Genomic DNA, 19,051 nt, shown 5'->3' with positions numbered 1-19,051 from the left:
GCCTTTCGGGGTGGGGTGACGTGCGGCCGTGTGGTCCCCCCGAACCCCGGCCGTGATCTAGGCCGGCCCGAGCACCCTCGACGTGATCAGCGCCTGGGCGGTCCGGACGAAGAACTCCTCGTCGGCCTCGTGGGCGCCGAGCACGACGTCCTGGCCGAGCCCGGACAGCAGGGCCTTCAGCGCGCGGGCCAGGCGGAGCGCCTGCTCGCCCGTGACGGCGCCGCCGTCGTGCTCGCGACCGGTGAACAGCTCGGCGAGCGCGACCTCGGTCGACCTGATCGAGGCGTTGAGCCTGCCGCGCAGGTCGGGGTCGTTGAGCACGAGGTCGAGCACGCGCGTCTCGAACAGCAGCCTGCCGCCGGCCTGCGGGTCGGCCGACATGCGCAGGAAACGGCGGGCGATCTCGGCCACGGCCTCCTCCAGCCGCGCGCCGGACCCGCCGGTCTCGGCCGCGCGCAGGTCGAGCGGGCCGACATAGTCCTCGACCATGGCGGCCATCAGCCCGTTCTTGCCGCCGAACAGCGAGTAGACCGCGCCCGTGGTCAGGCCGGCCAGCTCGGCGATGTCCTCCAGCTTCGCCTTCGAGCCGTCCCGGCCGACGATCTCGCGCGCGGCCTCGATCAGCGCGCGCTTGTTGGCGGCCTTGCTTTCCGCTCTGGTCAGCCGCATGACATCTCCTGCATGCCGTAAAGATAATCTGATTTACTAGAATAATCCAGATTATCAGGAGGCCCGAAAGTGGATGTCACCTCCCCCATGAGCCGCGTGCCCGACTTCACCGCGTTCCCGACGGTGGACCAGATGCACGCCGAGCTCGACGACCTCGCCGCCGCCCACCCCCACCTGGTACGCCTGCGCCGCATCGGCACGTCCCGCCTGGGTGAGCCGCTGCGCGTGGCGACCATCGGCGCCGGCCCCCACGACGCCGTGATCATCGGCGGCCCCCACCCCAACGAGCCCATCGGCGCCCTCACCGTCAGCACGCTGCTGCGTCAGCTCGTCGAGGACACCGCGCTGCGGGAGGACTTCGGCTTCCGCTGGCACCTCCTCCCGTGCGCCGACCCCGACGGCGCCCGGCTCAACGAGGGCTGGTACGCCCGCCCGAGCGACCGCCGCGCCTACGCCGAGCACTTCTACCGCCCGGCGGAGGCCGACCAGGTCGAATGGACCTTCCCGCTGACCGGCGAGGACTACTTCTTCGACCGCACGCTGCCGGAGACCGCGGCGCTGATGCGGCTGATGGACGAGGTCAGGCCCGCCTTCGTCTACTCCCTGCACAACGGCGAGCTCCAGGGCGCGTTCTACTACCTCAGCCAGGACGACCCCGCGCTCGCCGCCCGCCTGACCGCCCTCGCCGCGGCCGAGGGGCTGCCCCTGCACATGGGCCCGCCGGAGGTGCCGAGCGCCGTCCGGATCGGCCCGGCGGCCTACCTGACCCCGCGGGGGTCCGAGCTCGCCGCGGCGTACGGCATCGGCGGCGGCAGCGTCGACTACGCCGATCGCTTCGGCGCCCTGCACCTGGTCACCGAGCTGCCCTACTGGGCCGACCCCCGCGTCGCCGACCAGACCCCCGCCGATCAGGAGTACGGCGCGGTGATCCGCGACTCCCTGGACGGGCAGCGCGCCCTGATCGCCGAGCTGGCCGCCTCCCTCACCCGCGTCAAGGGCGACCTGACGGTTCACTCGCCCTTCCGCCGGGCGCTGGAGGACTTCGTCGGCACCCACGACGAGTTCATCGCCGACTGGGAGAGCCTCCCCGGCACCGACCGCCCGGCCACGGTGGCCGAGGTGGTCGGCGGCCGGCAGCTCGTGCACCTCATGCGGCTGAGGTACTGCGGCACCTACCTGCGCATGCTGGACGCCGAGCTGGCCGCGGGCAACCTGACGCCTGCCGTCCGGGCCGAGCGCGCCCGGCTCGGGGCGCGCTTCGACGAGTGGTTCGAGGAGGCCGAGGCCGAGGCGACGGGCACGCCGATCCCGCTCCGCTCGCTGGTCGCCGTGCAACTCGGCGCGGCGCTGCTCGCCGCGGACTCCGTGAGGCGGGCGCACCTTTCCTGATCGTCCGTCCCCGGCCGCACCCGGCCGGGGCGGCCGTCAGGCGGGCACGTCGGGTGGGGTCCTCCCTACCGCGTGATGGCCTGCTGACATGATGGCCCCGATCAAGCCGGACACCTAGTTTCATGACATCGCAACCATCCGATGAAGGGCTTCACCCGTGTCCGGCACCACCTCGTTCCGCCGTATCGTCTCCCGCTCCGCCGTCGTCGCGCTGGCCGGCGCGGCCTGCCTCGCGATCACCGCGGGGAGCGCCGGAGCGATCATCAACGGCTCCGAGCCCACCGAGTCCTACCCCTTCATGGCGAGCATCCCGACCACGGCCCCTCTGATGGGCCTCACGGACGGCAACTGCGGCGCCGCCCTGATCGACCCGCGGTGGGTGGTGACCGCGGCGCACTGCCTCGACATGGAGATCGGCTCGATCCCGAAGGGCACGGTGCGCGTCGGCAGCGACCGCCGGAAGTCCGGCGGCACCGTCCGCAAGATCGCACAGGCGTTCCTGCACCCCGACTACGCCCAGAACTCGCCGAACAAGAACGACATCGCGCTGATCCGCCTGGACCGCCCGGTCGGCATCAGGCCCATCACGATCGCCGACCAGGCGGGCAAGCCCGGCACGCCGACCCGGATCCTCGGCTTCGGCGTCACCAAGTCCAGCACCGACCCGGCCGGCTGGAAGATGACCGCGAAGCTGCGCCAGCTCGACACCCGCCGCGGCGCGGCCTCCGAGTGCGGCCCCGGCTTCGCCGACGACACCCGCCTGTGCACGATCAGCCGCAAGCCCAAGGCCATGGCCTGCAACGGCGACTCCGGCGGCCCGCAGATCCGGCGCGGCCGCGGCGGCCGCTGGGAGCTCATCGGCGTCACCTCCGGCCCCGGCGCCAAGAGCCCCTCCTGCGAGCAGGGCCCCGGCCTCTACACCAACGTGCCCGCCTACGGCGACTGGATCGACAAGACCATCCGCGCGAACAGCTGAGCCGCGGCCCGGCAGCACGCGTTCGAAGCGATCAGAGCGCCAGCCGGGCCAGGGGGTTGGCGCCGATCGAGTTGCGGATGCTGAAGGCGACGCTGCCGGCCCGGTAACGATCGTCCGACCACTCCACCGGACGCCCCTCCTGAGTGGTGGTGATCCTGCGCTGGCGCAGCAGCGGGCTGCCCCGCCGCACGCCGAGCAGGCGGGCGTCCTCGCTGCTCGCGGCGACCGCGTCGATGAGGTGCTCCCCGTAGGCGAAGACCAGGCCGACCTTGTCGTACAGCGCCTGGGTGACCGACTCGCAGTCACGCGGCAGCTCTTCGACAGCGGGCGCGATCCACGCGGCGTAGACGGTCCGCTCCAGCAGCACGGGCTCGCCCTCCAGCGTGCGCAGCCTGAGCACCTCGAGCACCTCGGCGGTGCCGAGCCTGACCGACTCGGCCGGCCCGGCGCCGCGCCGGCGCTGGGCGAGCACCTCGCCGCCCACCACATGCCCCTTGGATCTGGCCCACTGGGCGAAACTGTGCAGTTCGGCGAAGCTCTGGCTGCGCTCGCCGCCCAGCACGATGCGCCGCGCGCCCTGCCGTGAGCCGATCAGCCCCTCGGCGGCGAGGATCGCCACGGCCTGCCGTACGGTGCCGCGGGCGGCCGAATAGCGCGCAGCGAGTTCAGCCTCCGAGGGCAACTGGGATCCCACCGGGTGAACACCGGTCAGGATCTCGTCACGCAGCTCAGCGGCGATCTGTTCATAGCGCGCAGCCATCCGCGAGCCCTCCTGTTCATGAAATAGCAATGTTCATGCGACTAACTACCTCTGGCCTTGTTTGTACAAGTTCCCCTACCTTTAGCCACACCCCAGAGAGTGGAGGCGACGTGTCCGCACCTCGCATCGCAGGCTTGATCGCAGCTCTAACGGTAGTGACCGCGGCGTGCGGCGCCGCCCCGGCCACCCGGACACAGACGACGACAGGTGGGGTGAACGCCGCGACGGCGACCTCCGCCGCCGACTTCGGGAGTCTCGACAAGCTCGTCGAGGCGGCCAAGAAGGAGGGCAAGCTGCACGTCATCGCCCTTCCGCCGGATTGGGCGAACTACGGCGAGATCATCAAGAAGTTCCAGGAGAAGTACGGCATCAAGGTCGAGAGCGAGAACCCCGACGCCTCCAGCGCCGACGAGATCAGCGCGGTGAAGACCCGCAAGGGCCAGGACCGCGCGCCCGACGTGCTGGATGTCGGCCAGGCCTTCGGCTTCAGCGGTGCCAAGGAGGGCCTGTACGCGACCTACAAGGTGCAGAGCTGGGACAAGATCCCCGAGGGCCAGAAGGACCCGAACGGCCTCTGGGTCAACGACTACGGCGGCTACGTCTCCATCGGCTGCGACGCCAAGAAGATCACCACGTGCCCGAAGACCTTCGCCGACCTGCTCAAGCCCGAGTACAAGGGCAAGGTCGCGCTGAACGGCAACCCGAACAAGTCGGGCTCGGCCTTCGCCGGCGTGTGGGCGGCCTCGCTGTCCGACGGCGGCTCGCTCGACGACATCGATCCCGGCGTGCAGTTCTTCAAGAAGCTGAAGGACGCCGGCAACTACAACCCCGTCGAGTCCACGCCCGCCACGGTCGAGAAGGGCGAGACGCCCATCAGCATCGACTGGGACTACCTGAACGCCGGATACCGCGAGCAGTTCCTGCCCAAGGGCCTCGACTTCCAGGTGGCGGTGCCGACCGACGGCGTCTACGCCCAGTACTACGTGCAGGCCGTCAACAAGGACGCCCCGCACCCCGCCGCCGCGCGGCTGTGGATGGAGTTCCTCTACAGCACCGAGGGGCAGAACCTGTGGCTCAAGGGCGGCGCCCGCCCCGTGCTGATGCCCTCGATGGTCGCCGACGGCACCATCGACAAGGCGCTGGCCGAGAAGCTGCCGCCGGTCCAGGGTGAGCCGAAGTTCCCGAGCGAGGCCCAGGTCAACAAGGCCAAGGACGACCTGGCCAAGACCTGGGACGCGGCTGTGGCGAGCTGATGACACGCATGCTCGGCGCGCTGCCGCTGCTCGCCTTCGTCGCGCTGGCCTTCGGGATCCCCGCCGTCGCCATGGTGGCGGGGGCCTTCACCGTCGAGGGTTCGCCGGGGTTCGGCAACCTGGCGCTCACCATGCGGGGCGGTTACCTGCTCGCGCTCGGCAACAGCGTGAAGCTGTCGGCCGTGGTGGCGGTGCTGGGGGCGGTGCTCGGGACCTTCCTCGCCCAGGCCGTGGTCACCTCCCGCTCCCGGGCGCTGCGCGAGGCCGTGCTGACCGCCTCCGGCGTGCTGGCCAACTTCGGCGGCGTGCCGCTGGCCTTCTTCTGGGTGGCCACGCTCGGCAACTCGGGCGTGATCAGCCACCTGCTCGGCCTGCCGTCCGGCACACTGTTCACCTTCTGGGGCCTGGCGCTGGTCTACCTGTACTTCTCCGTGCCGCTCATGGTGCTGGTCATCGCGCCCGCCCTGGACGGCCTGCGCCCGCAGTGGCGCGAGGCGGCCGCCAACAACGGCGCCACGTCCTGGCAGTACTGGCGGTACGTGGCCCTGCCGGTGCTCACCCCCGGCCTGCTGGGCGGCGTGGTGCTGCTGTTCGGCGCGGCGTTCGCCGCCTACGCCACCGCCTCGGCGATGGGCGCGGGCACCGTGCTGCCGCTGGTCACCCTGAAGATCGCCGCCGCACTCTCCGGTGACGTGCAGACCGGCTTCGAGAACGTCGGCCTGGCCCTCAGCCTCGACATGGTCCTGGTCGCCGCGCTGGTCATGGCGGTCTACCTGCCGCTGCAGAGAAGGAGCACCCGATGGCTCCAGTGAGGGGGATGCCATGACCGCGCTCGCGCCCGTCGCGCCGGTCCCCGAGACCGTGCCGGTCGCGCCCCGCCACCGAGGCAGGCCGCGCCTCTGGCGGGCGGTCGTCCTCGCGCTGGCCGCCCTGTACTTCCTGGTGCCGCTCGCCGCGTCGTTCTGGTACACGGTCCACAACGAGGCCACCGGCCTCTCCTTCGCCCCGTACGCGGAGTTGTGGACGGCGGAGGGCTTCCTGACGAGCCTGCTGCTGTCCTTCGGGCTCGCCCTGGCCACCATCGCGCTGGTGCTGCTGCTGACGCTGCCCGCCATGATCACGGTACGGCTGTCCGCGCCGCGGCTGCGTACCGTCATGGAGGTGATCTGCACGCTGCCGCTGGTCGTGCCGCCGATCACGCTGGTGGCCGGGGTCGGCAAGTCACTCCAGGCCGGTGGCGAGGTGCTGGCGCCCACCCCGTTCTGGGCCACGCTGATCGCGCTCCAGAACCAGGACTTCCCGCTGGTGCTGGTGTTCGTCTACGTCATCCTCGTCCTGCCGTTCGTCTACCGCTCCCTCGACGCGGGGCTGCGCACGATGGACGTGCGCACCCTGGTCGAGGCGGCGCGGAACCTGGGGGCGTCGTGGCCGCACGTGATGCTCAGGGTGATCGTCCCCAACCTCCGCTCGGCGCTGGCCAGCGCCGCGTTCCTCACGCTCGCCCTGGTCCTCGGCGAATACACGGTGGCGAGCATCCTCGGCTACCAGCCGTTCGCCGTCTGGATCGTCACGATCTCGGGCGCCAAGGGCCAGCTGTCCGTCGCCGCTTCGGTGCTCAGCCTCCTGCTCACCTGGCTGCTGCTGCTCACTATCTCGGGAGGAAGCCGTGACCGCTCGGCTTGAGTTCCAGGGCCTGCGCCGGACCTTCGGCAGGACGGTCGCCCTCGACGGCCTCGACCTCACCGTCGAGCCGGGCGAGCTGGTCGCCCTGCTCGGCCCGTCGGGCTGCGGCAAGACGACCGCGCTGCGCTGCGTGGCCGGGTTCGAGCATCCGGACCAGGGCGCGGTGCTGGTGGACGGCAAGGACATCACGCGCGTGCCGGCCAACAAGCGCGACGCGGGCATGGTGTTCCAGTCGTACTCGCTGTTCCCGAACCTCAACGTGGCCGAGAACGTCTCCTTCGGCCTGCGGGTCCGCAAGACGCCGCCCGCCGCGCGCCGGCAGCGCGCGTTGGAGCTGCTCGAACTGGTCGGCCTGCCCACGCACGCCGACCGCTACCCGCACCAGCTGTCGGGCGGCCAGCAGCAGCGCGTCGCCCTGGCTCGCGCGCTGGCGCTCTCGCCGCGTCTGCTGCTGCTCGACGAGCCGCTGTCCGCGCTGGACGCCAAGGTCCGGGTCGCCCTCAGGGAGGAGATCCGCCGCCTGCAGCTCGACCTGGGCATCACCACGATCTTCGTGACGCACGACCAGGAGGAGGCGCTGTCGATCGCCGACCGGGTCGCCGTGCTGCGTGCCGGGCGGCTGGAGCAGTGCGGCGCGCCCGCGGAGGTCTACGACCGGCCGGCCACGCCGTTCGTCGCCGAGTTCGTCGGCACCATGAACCACCTGCCGGGACGCGTCTCGGGCGACCAGGTGACGGTGTTCGGCCAGCTCCTGCCGGTCGACGGGGCCGCCGAGGGCACCGACGTGGACGTCCTCGTCAGGCCCGAGGCCGTGCTCGTCACCCCCACCGAGGACGGGCGGGCCGAGGTGATCGCCGCCTCCTTCCGCGGCGCGTCCGTCAGGCTGCGGGTGTCGCTGGAGGGCGGCGAGGTCCTCGCCGACGTCCCCGGGCACGAGGCGGGCCGGCTGACGCCGGGCACGCGCGGGAGCGTCCGCCTGGTCGAACGCCCCGTCCTGGTGGCGCCGCGCAGCACCGAGACGCCGTCGCCGGCCCCCGCGAAGGATCCCGCCGGTGCCGTCTGACTCCGCCCCGCCGGCCCTCCTTCCCTTCGAGGCCGTCCTGTTCGACATGGACGGCACGCTCGTCGACACCGAGGGCCTGTGGTGGGAGGCCACGGCCGACGTCGCCGCCTCGCTCGGGCGGGTGCTGGGCCCCGCGGACGTGCCGTACGTCCTCGGCCGGACGGTCGAGGACACGGCCGCGCACCTCCTGCCCGCTCGCGCTCACCTGCGGAGCGGGCAGGTTCAGGAACCGCTCGACGCGGTCGCCGGGCGGCTCACCGCGTCGTTCGCCGACCGCATCAGGCGGGGGGTCCGCCTCGTCCGCGGCGCCACCGAGCTGCTGCGGGCGCTCACCGCCGAGGCCGTCCCCACCGCCCTGGTCAGCGCCTCCCCGCGGTCGATCGTGGAGCTCGTGCTGCCCTCGCTCGACCACCGGTTCGCCGTCGTCGTCGCCGCCGAGGACACGCCGCGCGGCAAGCCGGACCCCGAGCCGTACCTGGAGGCCGCCCGCCTCCTGGAGGCCGACCCGCGCCGCTGCGTCGCGCTGGAGGACAGCCCCGCGGGGATCGCCGCCGCCACCGCCGCGGGGTGTCACGTGCTGGTCGTCGAGGACGAGGTGCCTTCCTGGAGTCTCCTGTCCACGTACCGGCTCGATCGCGGGGAATCTCGTCGGTGAAGGGGCGACCCGCGAGACGATCGAATCCGGGCGACTGGCCCGGTCAGCGGCGGAGTTGCTCGTTCATGATGAGGAACGCGCCCAGACCGTGGAAGTCGTTGAGCGGCCTGCCACGGCCGAAGTAGTAGCTCAGCGAGTCGCTGGCGTTCGTGCCCTCGCTGATGCCGGCGATGTCCGTCCTGCCGTCCGCGCCCACCGACAGTTCGGCCAGTACGCCCTGATAGCCGCGCTCGGCGTTGGACTGGTAGGAGGCGTCGACATATCCGTGTTCGACCGCCTTGGAGATGGTGTAGGTGTACATGGCCGAGCATGAGGTCTCGGTCCAGTTGGCGGGGCTGGCCGGTTCGGTGACCACCTGCCACCAGCGGCCGGTCGCGGGATCCTGCCAGCGGGCGTAGGCGGGCACGAGCTCGCGCAGGATGCCGATCAGCGCCTCCCGCCGGGGGTGAGTGGCCGGGATGATGTCCAGGATGTCGGCGACGGCCATGCCGAACCAGCCCATCGCCCGGCACCAGGAGACGCCGTTGGTGTTGCCGAGCTGCGGCTTGACCCAGGGCGCCGTCAGGCCGCCCGGCTCGTCGTAGGCGTGGTGGAGCAGCCCGGCCGCCGTCCCCGAGGTGCGGCGCAGGTGGCTCCAGTACACCTCGAGCTGCCTGGCCGGCTCGGTGCCGGTGAAGGAGTCGGCTGACACCCATGCTCCGTATCTGGCCAGGAACGGGTCCACCATGTACACGCCGTCGCCCCAGAGCTGGCCCTGGCGCGAGTCGGAGGTCGAGTGCCACCAGCCGCCGTCGGACGTGCGCGGGTAGGTGTTCAGCCGATTCCTGATCTTGGCCGCCGCGATGCGGTAGCGGGCCTGCCCGCTCTCCCGGTACAGGGCCAGCAGGACGTTGCCCGCCTGCATGCTGTCCAGGTTGTCGAAGCTCTGGGAGATGCCGCCGGAGGGGTCGACGAACCGGTCGGCCCAGTCCTTGATGTAGGTCAGATAGCGGGCCTCGCCGGTGCGCCGCCACACCAGGTACTGGCCCCACAGGTACAGACCGCGGGTGTAGCTCCAGCCGCCCAGCGTGCCCGGTGTGTAGCCGGCCATGGTCGAGTCGACCACCGCCCGCGACCAGTCGGTGGTCTGGGCTCCGTCGTCGACCGTCAGCGCGTCGAGGTTGGGCCCGCCGTCGGCGGTGAGGGCGGTCGCGCGCACCATGTTGACGCCCGCGTCCAGCATGGCCCGCACGGTGACCGACGCCCAGGCCGTCCAGGCGCCGGTGCCGGGGAACGACCGGGTGACGGTGACGCCGTTGACCGCGACGCTCATCGGCCGGTCGGCGGTGGTGCCGTTGGCGAAGCGGAGGACGAGGCCGTGCGGTCCGCTCGTCGCGGCGGTGACCTGGAACTCGACGGAGGAGCCGACGACGTTGTCGTAGTTCACGAAGCCGGTGCCGGTATAGCCGGCGTGGTCGGACTCGACGGCTCCTCGGGAGATCGCCGCATTCTCCGCCTCGTACCGTACCGAGGCGGACTCCCCCGCCCGGGATGTGCCCGCGTGCGCGGCGATCGGCAGGAGAAGCAGGACGCCGGCGGCGGTGGCGAGGGCCGCCCGGTGTCGGACTCTGAGGGACACAGCCGTCTCCTCCCATGGAGGGAAGTTGAGCATAGATCCGATCTCATCTCCCTTTCGAGGCATACATCTGCCACAAACTTCTGTCCAGCGCGGACGGCACCTCCGATGTATCTCCGAGCCGAGTTAGGAAAGTTTCCTAAAATTTGGAGCGCTCCAAGATCGTTTACTTGTTGACGACCATGACTCCTTGTGGGAACACGTTGACAAGCCGCCCTCACCCCCCAGGAGCGACCGATGAGATCGCGGAAATCCCGATCAGGCGTGCTCGTGCTGCTCGCGGGCATGCTCACCGTCCCCGCAGGTCCCGCCGCGGCAGCGCCCACCCGGTACGAGGCCGAGAACGCGACGATCTCGTAGGGCGTCGTGGAATCCAACCACACCGGCTACTCCGGCACCGGCTTCGTCAACGGCGACAACCTCGCGGGCTCCTACGTCCAATGGACGATCAACGCTCCCACGGCGGGCACCGCCACCCTGGCCCTGCGCTACGCCAACGGCACCACGGCGAACCGGCCCAGTGACATCGCCGTCAACGGCTCGGTCGTGGCCGCCGGACGAGCCTTCGACCCGACCGCGAGCTGGTCGACGTGGGCGACGGTCACGCTGACGGCTCAGGTCAACGCGGGCGCCAACACGATCAGGGCCACCGCCGCGACCGCCGGCGGCAATCCCAACTGGGACTACCTCGACGCCGAGGTCCAGTCCGACGACTTCACCGACTACCAGGCGGAGACCGCGACGATCTCGCAAGGCGTGGTGGAGTCCAACCACGCCGGGTTCACCGGCTCCGGATTCGTCAACTACGACAACGTGACCGGCTCGTACGTCGAGTTCTCCGCCAGCGCCTCGGCTGCCGGAGCGCAGAGCCTGACCTTCCGCTACGCCAACGGCACCACCACCGACCGGCCGATGGCCATCACGGTCAACGGCGTCACCGTCGCCGCCGGCCGATCCTTCCCCGGCACCGGAGCCTGGAGCACCTGGAACGAGATCAGTGTCAACGCCACGCTCGACGCGGGCGCCAACACGATCAGGGCCACGGCCACCACCGCCAACGGCGGGCCCAACCTCGACCGGCTGCGGGTCAGCGGCCCGGGTGACACCGAGAAGCCGACCTCGCCGGGCCAGCCGGCGTGCTCCGCCATCTCGTCCAACGCCCTGACCCTGGACTGGCCGCCGTCCACCGACAACATCGGCGTCGTCGCGTACGACATCTACCACCAGGGCCAGCAGATCGCGACCGCGGCCGCGCCGCCGTACCGGCTGACCGGGCTCAACCCGAACTTCTCGTACCAGCTGTCGGTCTTCGCCCGCGACGCCTCCGGCAACGTGTCGCTGAGCAGCCCCGAGGCGAACTGCCGGACGCTGCTCGCGCCCGCCGACGACCCGCCGTCGCAGCCGGGGCGGCCCACCGTCAGCGGCGTGCAGGCCACCTCGGCGACCGTGACCTGGGGCGCCTCCACGGACGACAACGGAGTGCGCGCCTACCTGGTGCGCGACAACGCCACCAACGCCGTGCTCGCCACGGTCACCGGGACCCCGCCCGCCACCACGGCCGGAGTGCCGCTCGAATGCGCGCACACGTACCAGGTGCACGTCGTCGCACGTGACAGCGCCAACCAGCTCTCGACGCCGAGCGCGCCGTCCGCGCCGTTCACCACGGGCGGCTGCGGCACCGTGCCGCAGCCGCCGACCAACGTCGCGGGCGGCTGGGACGTGCCGTGGGACATCTCCTGGGCGCCCGACGGCTCGTACGCGCTGGTGACCGAGCGCGACACGTTCAAGGTGTTCAAGGTGACCCCGTCGGGCACGCGGACGCAGGTCGGCACCGTGCCCGACGTGCAGACGACCGGCGGCGAGGGCGGCCTCATGGGCCTGGACTTCTCGCCCACCTGGAACGGCACGACCGACCAGGAGGTGTTCTTCATGCACACCGCCGCCGAGGGCAACCGGGTCGCGAAGATGAACTTCAACGGCACCGCGCTCAGCGGGTACGCCGGCATCCTCCAGGGCATCGACAAGAACCGCTACCACAACGGCGGGCGGATCAGGTTCGGCCCCGACGGCTACCTGTACGTCACCACCGGCGACGCGCAGGAGTCCGGCAACGCGCCCGACCTCGCCTCGCTCAACGGCAAGATCCTGCGCATCACCAGGACCGGCGCCGCCGCGCCCGGCAACCCGTTCGGCACCCGCGTCTACAGCTACGGCCATCGCAACCCGCAGGGCCTGGCCTGGGACTCCGCCGACCGCCTGTGGTCGTCGGAGCTGGGCAACTCCTCGCGTGACGAGCTCAACCTCATCCAGCCGGGCAAGAACTACGGCTGGCCGACCTGTGAGGGCACCTGCGGCACCTCCGGCATGACGAACCCGAAGTACACCTGGAGCGTCTCCGAGGCCTCGCCGAGCGGGATCGCCATCGTCAACAACACGGTGTTCATGGCGGCGCTGCGCGGCCAGCGGCTGTGGCGCATCGTGCTGAACGGCGAGAACGTCTCGACCGTCAACTCGTACTTCAACGGAACGTACGGCCGGCTCCGCGCCGTCGAGAAGGTGCCCGGCGCCAGCGCCATCTGGTTCGGCTCCACCAACTCCGACAACAACGGCGACGGCTCGGCCGACACGATCCGGCGCTCCACCATCCAGTGATCACCCCCAGCGCCGGCGGGTGCGTGCCGTGAACTCCACCTCCGTCCCCGGCAACCCGGTCACCCGCTACGCCGAGGCGGAGTCCGGCATGCTCACCGGGCCGATGCGGGTCTGGAGCGACCCCGCGGCCTCGGGCGGCTCGTACGTCAGCGTCGTGGCGGGCCACAACAGCCGGTCCGCCGCGCCGACCACCGCCGACGACTCCGGCCCCGACCTCGAACACCTCCACGTAGCGACCCCACCAAGAAGCCCGAGGAGCACGCGTCATGTCCCGTGCGTCGTCGCGAACGGCGATCACCGCCGTCATCACTGCCGTGCTCGCACTTCTGCTCGGCCTGCTCACCGCACCTGCCGCGCGGGCCGACCTGCAGCATCCGCGACAGGCGTTCCTGCGCGGCTCGGTCGCCGGGCTGTTCCTGCACTGGGGCATGCGCACCTCGCCCCAGCACACGAGCTGCTCCGCGTGGGAGTCCGACGTGACCAACGGCGGCTGGAACGCCGGCTACTGGGTGAACGAGGCCCGGAAGCTGCACGCCCAGTACCTGGTCCTGGCCACGTTCCACAGCAGGCTCGGCTACGCCAGACCGTACCCGTCGCAGATCCCCGGCTCGTGCCGCACCACGCGTGACTTCCTCGGCGAGCTGATCGACGCCGCCGACGCGCAGGGTCTGAAGGTCATCCACTACATGACGGACGACCCCCAGTGGCACGCCGAGGGTCTGCCCTCGGGCTCGTGGCTCGACTCCGCGGCCTTCTCCGCGTACGTGGGGCACAACGTGGACCTGACCACCCGCGACGGCTTCGGCGAGTTCAGCTACCTGCAGTTCTTCGAGCAGATGCGGCGTTACCCGAAGCTGGCCGGGTTCTGGATCGACAACGACAACGCCTACTGGGAACGCAACGACCTCTACGCCAAGATCTACCAGCAGCGCCCGGACATGACGCTGTCGAACAACAACGAAGACACGCCGATCATGGACATGATCAGCAACGAGCAGAAGACCGGGATGACGCCGTCCTACGACTACCCGCAGGCGGTCTACACGGCGCTGCCACGCCTGATCGAGGCCGACTTCAAGCTCCCGACCGGCGGCCCCTGGTGGTACGGCGGATCGGACCAGGCCGTGGACCGCGGGCTCACGCTCGGCAGGCTCATCACCAACGCCGGATCGTCGATCAAGGCGCTCATGGCCGAGACCGCCATGGTCAACGGCAGATTGCCGGCGCAGCAGGCGAACTTCAACACCTTCGCCGCCACCTACCTCGATCAGATCTGGGAGTCACTCGGCGGCACCGAGGGCGGCGGGTACCTGCACGGCGGGCTGAAGCCGGGGTTCTGGAACGACGGCGCCCACGGCGTGACGACCATCGCGAGGAACGACCCGAACCGGCACTACATCCACGTGATCACCCCGCCGTCCGGCAGCACGCTGTCGGTGCGCGACAACGGCTACGCCGTCACCTCGGTGACGAACCTGCGCACCGGCGTCCCGGTCACGTTCGGTCAGGCGGGCGGCACGCTCACGTTGAGCGGGCTCTCCGGCTGGGACCCGTACGACACGGTGTTCAAGGTCATCACCAGCGGGCGGGAGGGCATCCACACCGGCGTGACGTTGTCGGCCGGTTCGTCCACCAGCGGGCACCCGGCCGCGGCGGCCGGCGACAGCGACTACCTCACCTACTGGGACAGCGACGCGGCCGAGCCGGCGACGCTGACGTTCGACCTCGGCGCGGCCAAGCGGGTGCAGTACGTGGCGTTCAACCAGCGCGAGGACTCCACGGTCCACCCGTCGTCCGGCTCCGCGCGCATCTCCGGCTACCAGGTGCACGTCAGCGCCGACGGCTCGTCCTGGGGCGGTGCGATCAGGACCGGCACCGTGCCGAACGCCAGGGGCGTGCAGATCATCGACCTCCCCGCGACGACCGCCCGCTTCGTCAGGCTCACCAAGACCGGCCATCACGGCGTCGCCCGCTGGCGGGTGGACGAGGCGTGGATCGGCGCCCGGTACGCCGTCGGCGGCGCCCCTCCCCCGGGCCGCCACGAGGCCGAGGACGCGACGATCTCCCAGGGCGTCTTCGAGAACACCCACGCCGGCTACAGCGGCACCGGCTACGTCAACGGCGACAACGTGACCGGCTCGTACGTCGAATGGCCGATCCAGGCGAGCAGCGCGGGCCCGGCGACCGTATCCCTGCGCTTCGCCAACGGCACGACGGCCGACCGGCCCTCGGCGATCACCGTGAACGGCGTCACCGCGTACCCGTCACGCGATCACCCGGGCACCGGCGCCTGGAGCACGTGGGTGAGCGACACCTTCACCGTGCGGCTCGCCGCCGGCGCGAACACGATCAGGGCGACCGCGACGACCGCGAACGGCAACCCCAACCTCGACTACCTCGAGATCGCCACGGCCGCCACGGCGGGCGGCGGCCCCGACCTCGACCGCATCACGATCGGCTAGAGAGGAGAGTTCCATGAAGCGGTGGCGCGCGGTCGGCACGGTCCTGGTGCTCGGTATGGCGGCGCTGGTCGGGCCCGCCGCACCCGCGCCGGCCTCGGACAACGGGTTATCGATCAGGCCGGCGATGGGCTGGAGCAGTTGGAGCTTCGTCCGTCGCTGGCCGGACGAGACCAAGATGAGGGCCCAGGCCGACGCGCTGGTCAGCAGCGGCCTGGCCGCCAAGGGCTATGTGTACGTCAACCTCGACGACTTCTACCAGAAGTGCGACGCCAACGGCTTCGTCGTCGATTCCTTCGGCCGGTGGGCGGTGGACGCGACGAAGTTCCCCGGCGGGATCAAGGCGCTGGCCGACCACGTCCACGCCAAGGGGCTGAAGTTCGGCTTCTACGTCACGCCCGGCATCGCCAAGAACGCGGTCACCTCCAACAAGCCGATCGAAGGCACGAGTTACCACGCCCAGGACATCGCCGACACCACCCAGACGCACAAGAACTACAACTGCAAGAACATGTACCGGCTGAAGTACTCCCATCCCGGCGCGCAGGCGTTCATCAACTCCTGGGCGAACCAGATGGCCTCGTGGGGCGTCGACTACCTCAAGATCGACGGCGTGGACGCGACCACCGTCGCCGACGTCGAAGCCTGGGACAGGGCCCTGCGCCAGACCGGTCGCCCCATCACCTTCGCGCTGTCCAACAACCTGCCCGTCGCACAGGCCACGACCTGGCGGCGGCTGGCCAACAGCTGGCGCACCCAGGGCGACGTCGAGTGCTACTGCGGTCCGGGCCCGAACGGAAGCGGCTACCCGCTGACCGACTGGGCGCACGTGGTGAGCCGGTTCACCTCCGCCGCCTCCTGGCAGCAGTACGCCGGGCCCGGCGGGTGGAACGACTACGACTCGCTGCAGATCGGCAACGGCGACCAGGTGGGGCTGAACGCCGACCAGCGCCGCTCGCACATGACGCACTGGGCGATGATCGCCGGCCCGCTGCTGCTGGGCACCGACCTGACCGCGCTGACCGCCACCGACCTGGCCATGCTGACCAACGAGCGGCTCATCGCGGTCGACCAGGACGGTGTCGCCGCGCAGCGGGTCGTCAACAGCGGCGTCAATCAGGTCTGGCGCAAGCGGGAGCCGAACGGCGACTACATCGTCGCGCTCTACAACACCGGCACGTCCGGGACCTCGACGGTGAGCGTCACCTGGTCCCAGGTCGGTTTCACCGGTTCCGCGGAGGTCACCGACCTGTGGTCGGGCGCCGCCGAGGGAACGGTCGCCGCCTCGTACACGGCCACGCTGCGCCCGGGCGAGACACGGCTCATCCGCGCCCGTCCCGCCGCCGCGGCGCCCAGGTACGAGGCAGAGGACGCGACGATCTTCCAGGGCGCCGTGGAGTCCAACCACGCCGGTTTCACCGGCACGGGCTTCGTCAACTCCGACAACGTGGCGGGCTCGTACGTGGAGTTCGCGGTGAACGCCGCGCGGAGCGGCCCCAGGACGCTGACCGTCCGCTATGCCAACGGCACCACCGCCGACCGCCCGATGGACCTCACGGTCAACGGCGTCGTGGCCCAGGCAGGCCGCTCGTTCGGCCCGACAGGGAGCTGGGCGTCGTGGGCCGACAGCGCGCTCACCGTCACGCTGAACGCCGGGGCGAACACGATCCGCCTGACCGGCGCCACCGCGTACGGCGGTCCCAATCTCGACCGCATCACGCTCACCTGACCCCCCGAGGAGCGATCGTGCATCTGCCCCGCTTACGCACCGTCATCCCGTTCGCCGCCGCCTGTCTGGCCGTCTCCGCGCTCGTGGCGCTACCCGCCCGCGCCGCGACCGCTCGCTACGAGGCAGAGAACGCCACCAACGCGCAGGGCGTCGTCGAGGCCAACCACCTGGGCTTCTCCGGTTCCGGCTTCGTCAACAGCGCCAACGCCGCGGGCCCGTACACCGAATGGACGGTCAACGCCCCGGCGGCCGGCATCGCCACGCTGGCCATCAGGTACGCCAACGGCACCGGCGCCGCCCGCACCGCCGACGTCGCGGTGAACGGCACGGTCGTGTCAGCCGGGCGCTCGTTCGGCCCGACCGCGAACTGGGACACCTGGACCGCCTCCACACTCACCGCGACGCTCCAGGCGGGCGACAACAAGATCCGTGTCACCGCCACCTCCTCCGGCGGCAACCCCAACCTCGACTACCTCGACGTCACGACCGCCGACATCCCGGCGAGCGAGTACCAGGCCGAGGCCGCGACACTGTCGCAAGCCTCGGTGGCCACCAACCACACCGGCTACACCGGCAGCGGATTCGTCGACTACGTCAACGCGGTCGGCGGCTCCATCGAGTGGTCGGTCAACGTGGCCGAGGCCGGCGGCCACACGCTGACCTTCCGGTACGCCAACGGCACCACCGTCACCCGCCCGATGGACATCGCGGTCAACGGCGTCACGACCGGCATGTCCTTTCCCGGCACCGGGAGCTGGGACACCTGGGCGGACAGCCGTGTCACCGTGGATCTGAACGCGGGAGTCAACACCGTCCGCGCGACCGCCACGAGCTCCGACGGCGGCCCGAACGTGGACCGGCTGTCGGTCAGCGGCCCCGCCGGCCCGGACGGCCGGCCCCCGACCGCGCCCACGAACCCGCAGGTGACCGGTGTGTCCGCCACGAGCATCTCACTGGCCTGGACCGACTCCACCGACAACGTGGGCGTCACCGGGTACCGCGTGTACGAGGGGACCTCGACGGTCGCCACCTCGCCCACGGCCGCCGCCACGATCGCCGGGCTGGCGGCCGGGTCCACCCACACCTACACGATCACCGCGCTCGACGCGGCCGGCAACGAGTCCGGGCACAGTGCCGCCGTCACGGGCACCGCGTCCGGCGGCACCTCCGGTCCCACCGCCGACCAGCTCCTCGCCAAGGTCACCACGTGCAGCCAGATCTCCCACGGCAAGTACAAGACCGACTCCGACGTCAGCACGGCGACCGTCGCGGTGTGCAACAAGACCGGTGCCGTGTTCTGGAAGGGCGACATGGACATCGACTGCGACGGCGTCCGCACCGCCCAGTGCAACGAGAGCACCGACTGCTGCTTCCTGCCCGACACGTTCTGCCACACCACCTCGGACACTCCGCTGAACGCGGCTCAGCTTCCCTACATGGTCGTGCCCAGCCCCAGCTCGATCTGGGACTACCGGAGCAAGGGCATCGGCTGCGGCACGGTGGTGGCCATCGTGTACAACGGCCAGGTCGAGTACGCGGTGATGGGCGACACCGGGCCGTCCGGGATCATCGGCGAAGCGTCCTACCGGACCGCGGCGGACCTCGGCATCAACCCCGACCCGAGCAACGGCGGCACCGACGGCGGCGTCACGTACATCGTGTTCACCGGCACGGGCACCAAGGTCTCCACGATCGAGAACCACAGCCAGGCCGTGACCCTCGGCAGGACCCTCGCCCAGCGCTTCCTCGACAACAACTGAGCAGGTCCGCCCACTCAACACCGTCATGACGCGGGAGAAGCACCCGACCCGTGACCACGGCAAGCGCGCCGCTGCTGTCGGCTCTGCTCGGCCACTATCCGGCCCTCATTCCGGTCACCCAGGTGCTCAGATCGCTGGGGCTCTGGTGCTGTTCAACATCGGCTCCTACATGCCGTTCGGGGTGTTCGTGTTCTCCGGGTTCATGAAGGGGGTGCCGCGCGAGCTGGAGGAGGCGGCGGCGATCGACGGGGCCAACCGCCGGCAGACCTTCTGGCTGATCTTCTTCACCTCGGCGTGTGGATCTGGAACGACTCCCTCAGCCCGCTGATCATCTACGGTCCCCGCGAGGGCACCACGATCATGACGGGCATCTCCAAGTCGCTCGGTC

The 19,051-nt window shown here is 70.7% G+C and carries 17 protein-coding genes; 13 read left to right on the top strand and 4 right to left on the bottom strand.

Translation table 11 applies throughout. The features are described from left to right. Window positions 1–57 precede the first annotated feature (57 nt). On the bottom strand, window positions 58–669 hold the full coding sequence (locus HTZ77_RS24935; protein WP_175592079.1) for a TetR/AcrR family transcriptional regulator: 612 nt from the start codon (window positions 667–669) through the stop codon (window positions 58–60). A 69-nt stretch (window positions 670–738) separates the two neighbouring features. On the opposite strand from HTZ77_RS24935, the gene HTZ77_RS24930 reads away from it, so the two are divergent. Together HTZ77_RS24930 and HTZ77_RS24925 are read left to right on the top strand one after the other, a co-directional pair. Further along, window positions 739–2,058, top strand: a complete 1,320-nt coding sequence (locus HTZ77_RS24930; protein ID WP_175592078.1) for a M14 family zinc carboxypeptidase — start codon at window positions 739–741, stop codon at window positions 2,056–2,058. Between the two features lie 157 nt (window positions 2,059–2,215). Next, window positions 2,216–3,034: a S1 family peptidase gene (locus HTZ77_RS24925; RefSeq protein WP_175592077.1), complete on the top strand. Its 819-nt coding sequence runs from the start codon at window positions 2,216–2,218 to the stop codon at window positions 3,032–3,034. Window positions 3,035–3,065: 31 nt separating this feature from the next. On the opposite strand, the gene HTZ77_RS24920 is transcribed toward HTZ77_RS24925, so the two are convergent. Next, the gene (locus HTZ77_RS24920) at window positions 3,066–3,794 is read right to left on the bottom strand and encodes a GntR family transcriptional regulator (protein WP_175592076.1); all 729 of its coding nucleotides are present in this window, start codon (window positions 3,792–3,794) and stop codon (window positions 3,066–3,068) included. A gap of 212 nt (window positions 3,795–4,006) precedes the next feature. Here HTZ77_RS24920 and HTZ77_RS24915 point away from each other — a divergent pair, with 212 nt between their 5' ends. From HTZ77_RS24915 to HTZ77_RS24895, 5 genes are read left to right on the top strand one after another with little or no spacing between them, the layout of a single operon-like run. Continuing rightward, a complete protein-coding gene (locus tag HTZ77_RS24915) occupies window positions 4,007–5,047 on the top strand; it encodes an ABC transporter substrate-binding protein (RefSeq protein ID WP_328808749.1) in 1,041 nt (346 codons plus the stop codon). Next, window positions 5,047–5,859, top strand: coding sequence for an ABC transporter permease (locus HTZ77_RS24910; RefSeq protein ID WP_175592074.1), 813 nt, complete (start codon window positions 5,047–5,049; stop codon window positions 5,857–5,859). The genes HTZ77_RS24915 and HTZ77_RS24910 overlap by 1 nt, the downstream gene beginning before the upstream one ends. Window positions 5,860–5,869: 10 nt before the next feature. Beyond that, complete coding sequence (locus tag HTZ77_RS24905; protein WP_175592073.1) at window positions 5,870–6,730, top strand: ABC transporter permease; 861 nt, start codon at window positions 5,870–5,872, stop codon at window positions 6,728–6,730. Further along, window positions 6,714–7,793, top strand: coding sequence for an ABC transporter ATP-binding protein (locus tag HTZ77_RS24900; RefSeq protein WP_175592072.1), 1,080 nt, complete (start codon window positions 6,714–6,716; stop codon window positions 7,791–7,793). The genes HTZ77_RS24905 and HTZ77_RS24900 overlap by 17 nt, the downstream gene beginning before the upstream one ends. Next, window positions 7,783–8,448: an HAD family hydrolase gene (locus HTZ77_RS24895; RefSeq protein WP_175592071.1), complete on the top strand. Its 666-nt coding sequence runs from the start codon at window positions 7,783–7,785 to the stop codon at window positions 8,446–8,448. The genes HTZ77_RS24900 and HTZ77_RS24895 overlap by 11 nt, the downstream gene beginning before the upstream one ends. A gap of 43 nt (window positions 8,449–8,491) precedes the next feature. On the opposite strand, the gene HTZ77_RS24890 is transcribed toward HTZ77_RS24895, so the two are convergent. Further along, entirely contained in the window at window positions 8,492–10,066 is a 1,575-nt protein-coding gene (locus HTZ77_RS24890) for a glycoside hydrolase family 88 protein (protein ID WP_205303364.1), read from the bottom strand. Between the two features lie 234 nt (window positions 10,067–10,300). On the opposite strand from HTZ77_RS24890, the gene HTZ77_RS47615 reads away from it, so the two are divergent. Next, window positions 10,301–10,423, top strand: coding sequence for a hypothetical protein (locus tag HTZ77_RS47615; RefSeq protein WP_268960099.1), 123 nt, complete (start codon window positions 10,301–10,303; stop codon window positions 10,421–10,423). A 6-nt stretch (window positions 10,424–10,429) separates the two neighbouring features. Next, on the top strand, window positions 10,430–12,715 hold the full coding sequence (locus tag HTZ77_RS24885) for a PQQ-dependent sugar dehydrogenase (protein ID WP_205303362.1): 2,286 nt from the start codon (window positions 10,430–10,432) through the stop codon (window positions 12,713–12,715). 66 nt (window positions 12,716–12,781) lie between these two features. Here HTZ77_RS24885 and HTZ77_RS47605 read toward each other — a convergent pair whose 3' ends face one another. Beyond that, window positions 12,782–12,907 (bottom strand): hypothetical protein, encoded by a 126-nt coding sequence (locus HTZ77_RS47605; protein WP_268960098.1) that lies wholly within the window; start codon window positions 12,905–12,907, stop codon window positions 12,782–12,784. A 74-nt stretch (window positions 12,908–12,981) separates the two neighbouring features. Here HTZ77_RS47605 and HTZ77_RS24880 point away from each other — a divergent pair, with 74 nt between their 5' ends. The 4 genes from HTZ77_RS24880 (at window position 12,982) to HTZ77_RS45415 (ending at window position 18,991) form a co-directional block, all read left to right on the top strand. Next, window positions 12,982–15,177 carry a discoidin domain-containing protein gene (locus tag HTZ77_RS24880; RefSeq protein ID WP_175592069.1) on the top strand — a complete coding sequence of 732 codons (2,196 nt, stop codon included), beginning with the start codon at window positions 12,982–12,984 and terminating at the stop codon, window positions 15,175–15,177. 13 nt (window positions 15,178–15,190) lie between these two features. Next, window positions 15,191–16,903 carry an alpha-galactosidase gene (locus HTZ77_RS24875; protein WP_175592068.1) on the top strand — a complete coding sequence of 571 codons (1,713 nt, stop codon included), beginning with the start codon at window positions 15,191–15,193 and terminating at the stop codon, window positions 16,901–16,903. 17 nt (window positions 16,904–16,920) lie between these two features. Further along, window positions 16,921–18,663: a glycoside hydrolase family 75 protein gene (locus HTZ77_RS24870; RefSeq protein WP_175592067.1), complete on the top strand. Its 1,743-nt coding sequence runs from the start codon at window positions 16,921–16,923 to the stop codon at window positions 18,661–18,663. Between the two features lie 145 nt (window positions 18,664–18,808). Then, a complete protein-coding gene (locus tag HTZ77_RS45415) occupies window positions 18,809–18,991 on the top strand; it encodes an ABC transporter permease subunit (RefSeq protein ID WP_205303360.1) in 183 nt (60 codons plus the stop codon). Window positions 18,992–19,051 lie beyond the last annotated feature (60 nt).

It is taken from the genome of Nonomuraea montanisoli (genome assembly GCF_013363975.1).
In the GTDB taxonomy this organism is placed as follows: Bacteria; Actinomycetota; Actinomycetes; order Streptosporangiales; family Streptosporangiaceae; genus Nonomuraea; species Nonomuraea montanisoli.
Note: the sequence above shows the minus strand (reverse complement) of the source record. Positions and strands in the feature narration are given on the sequence as shown.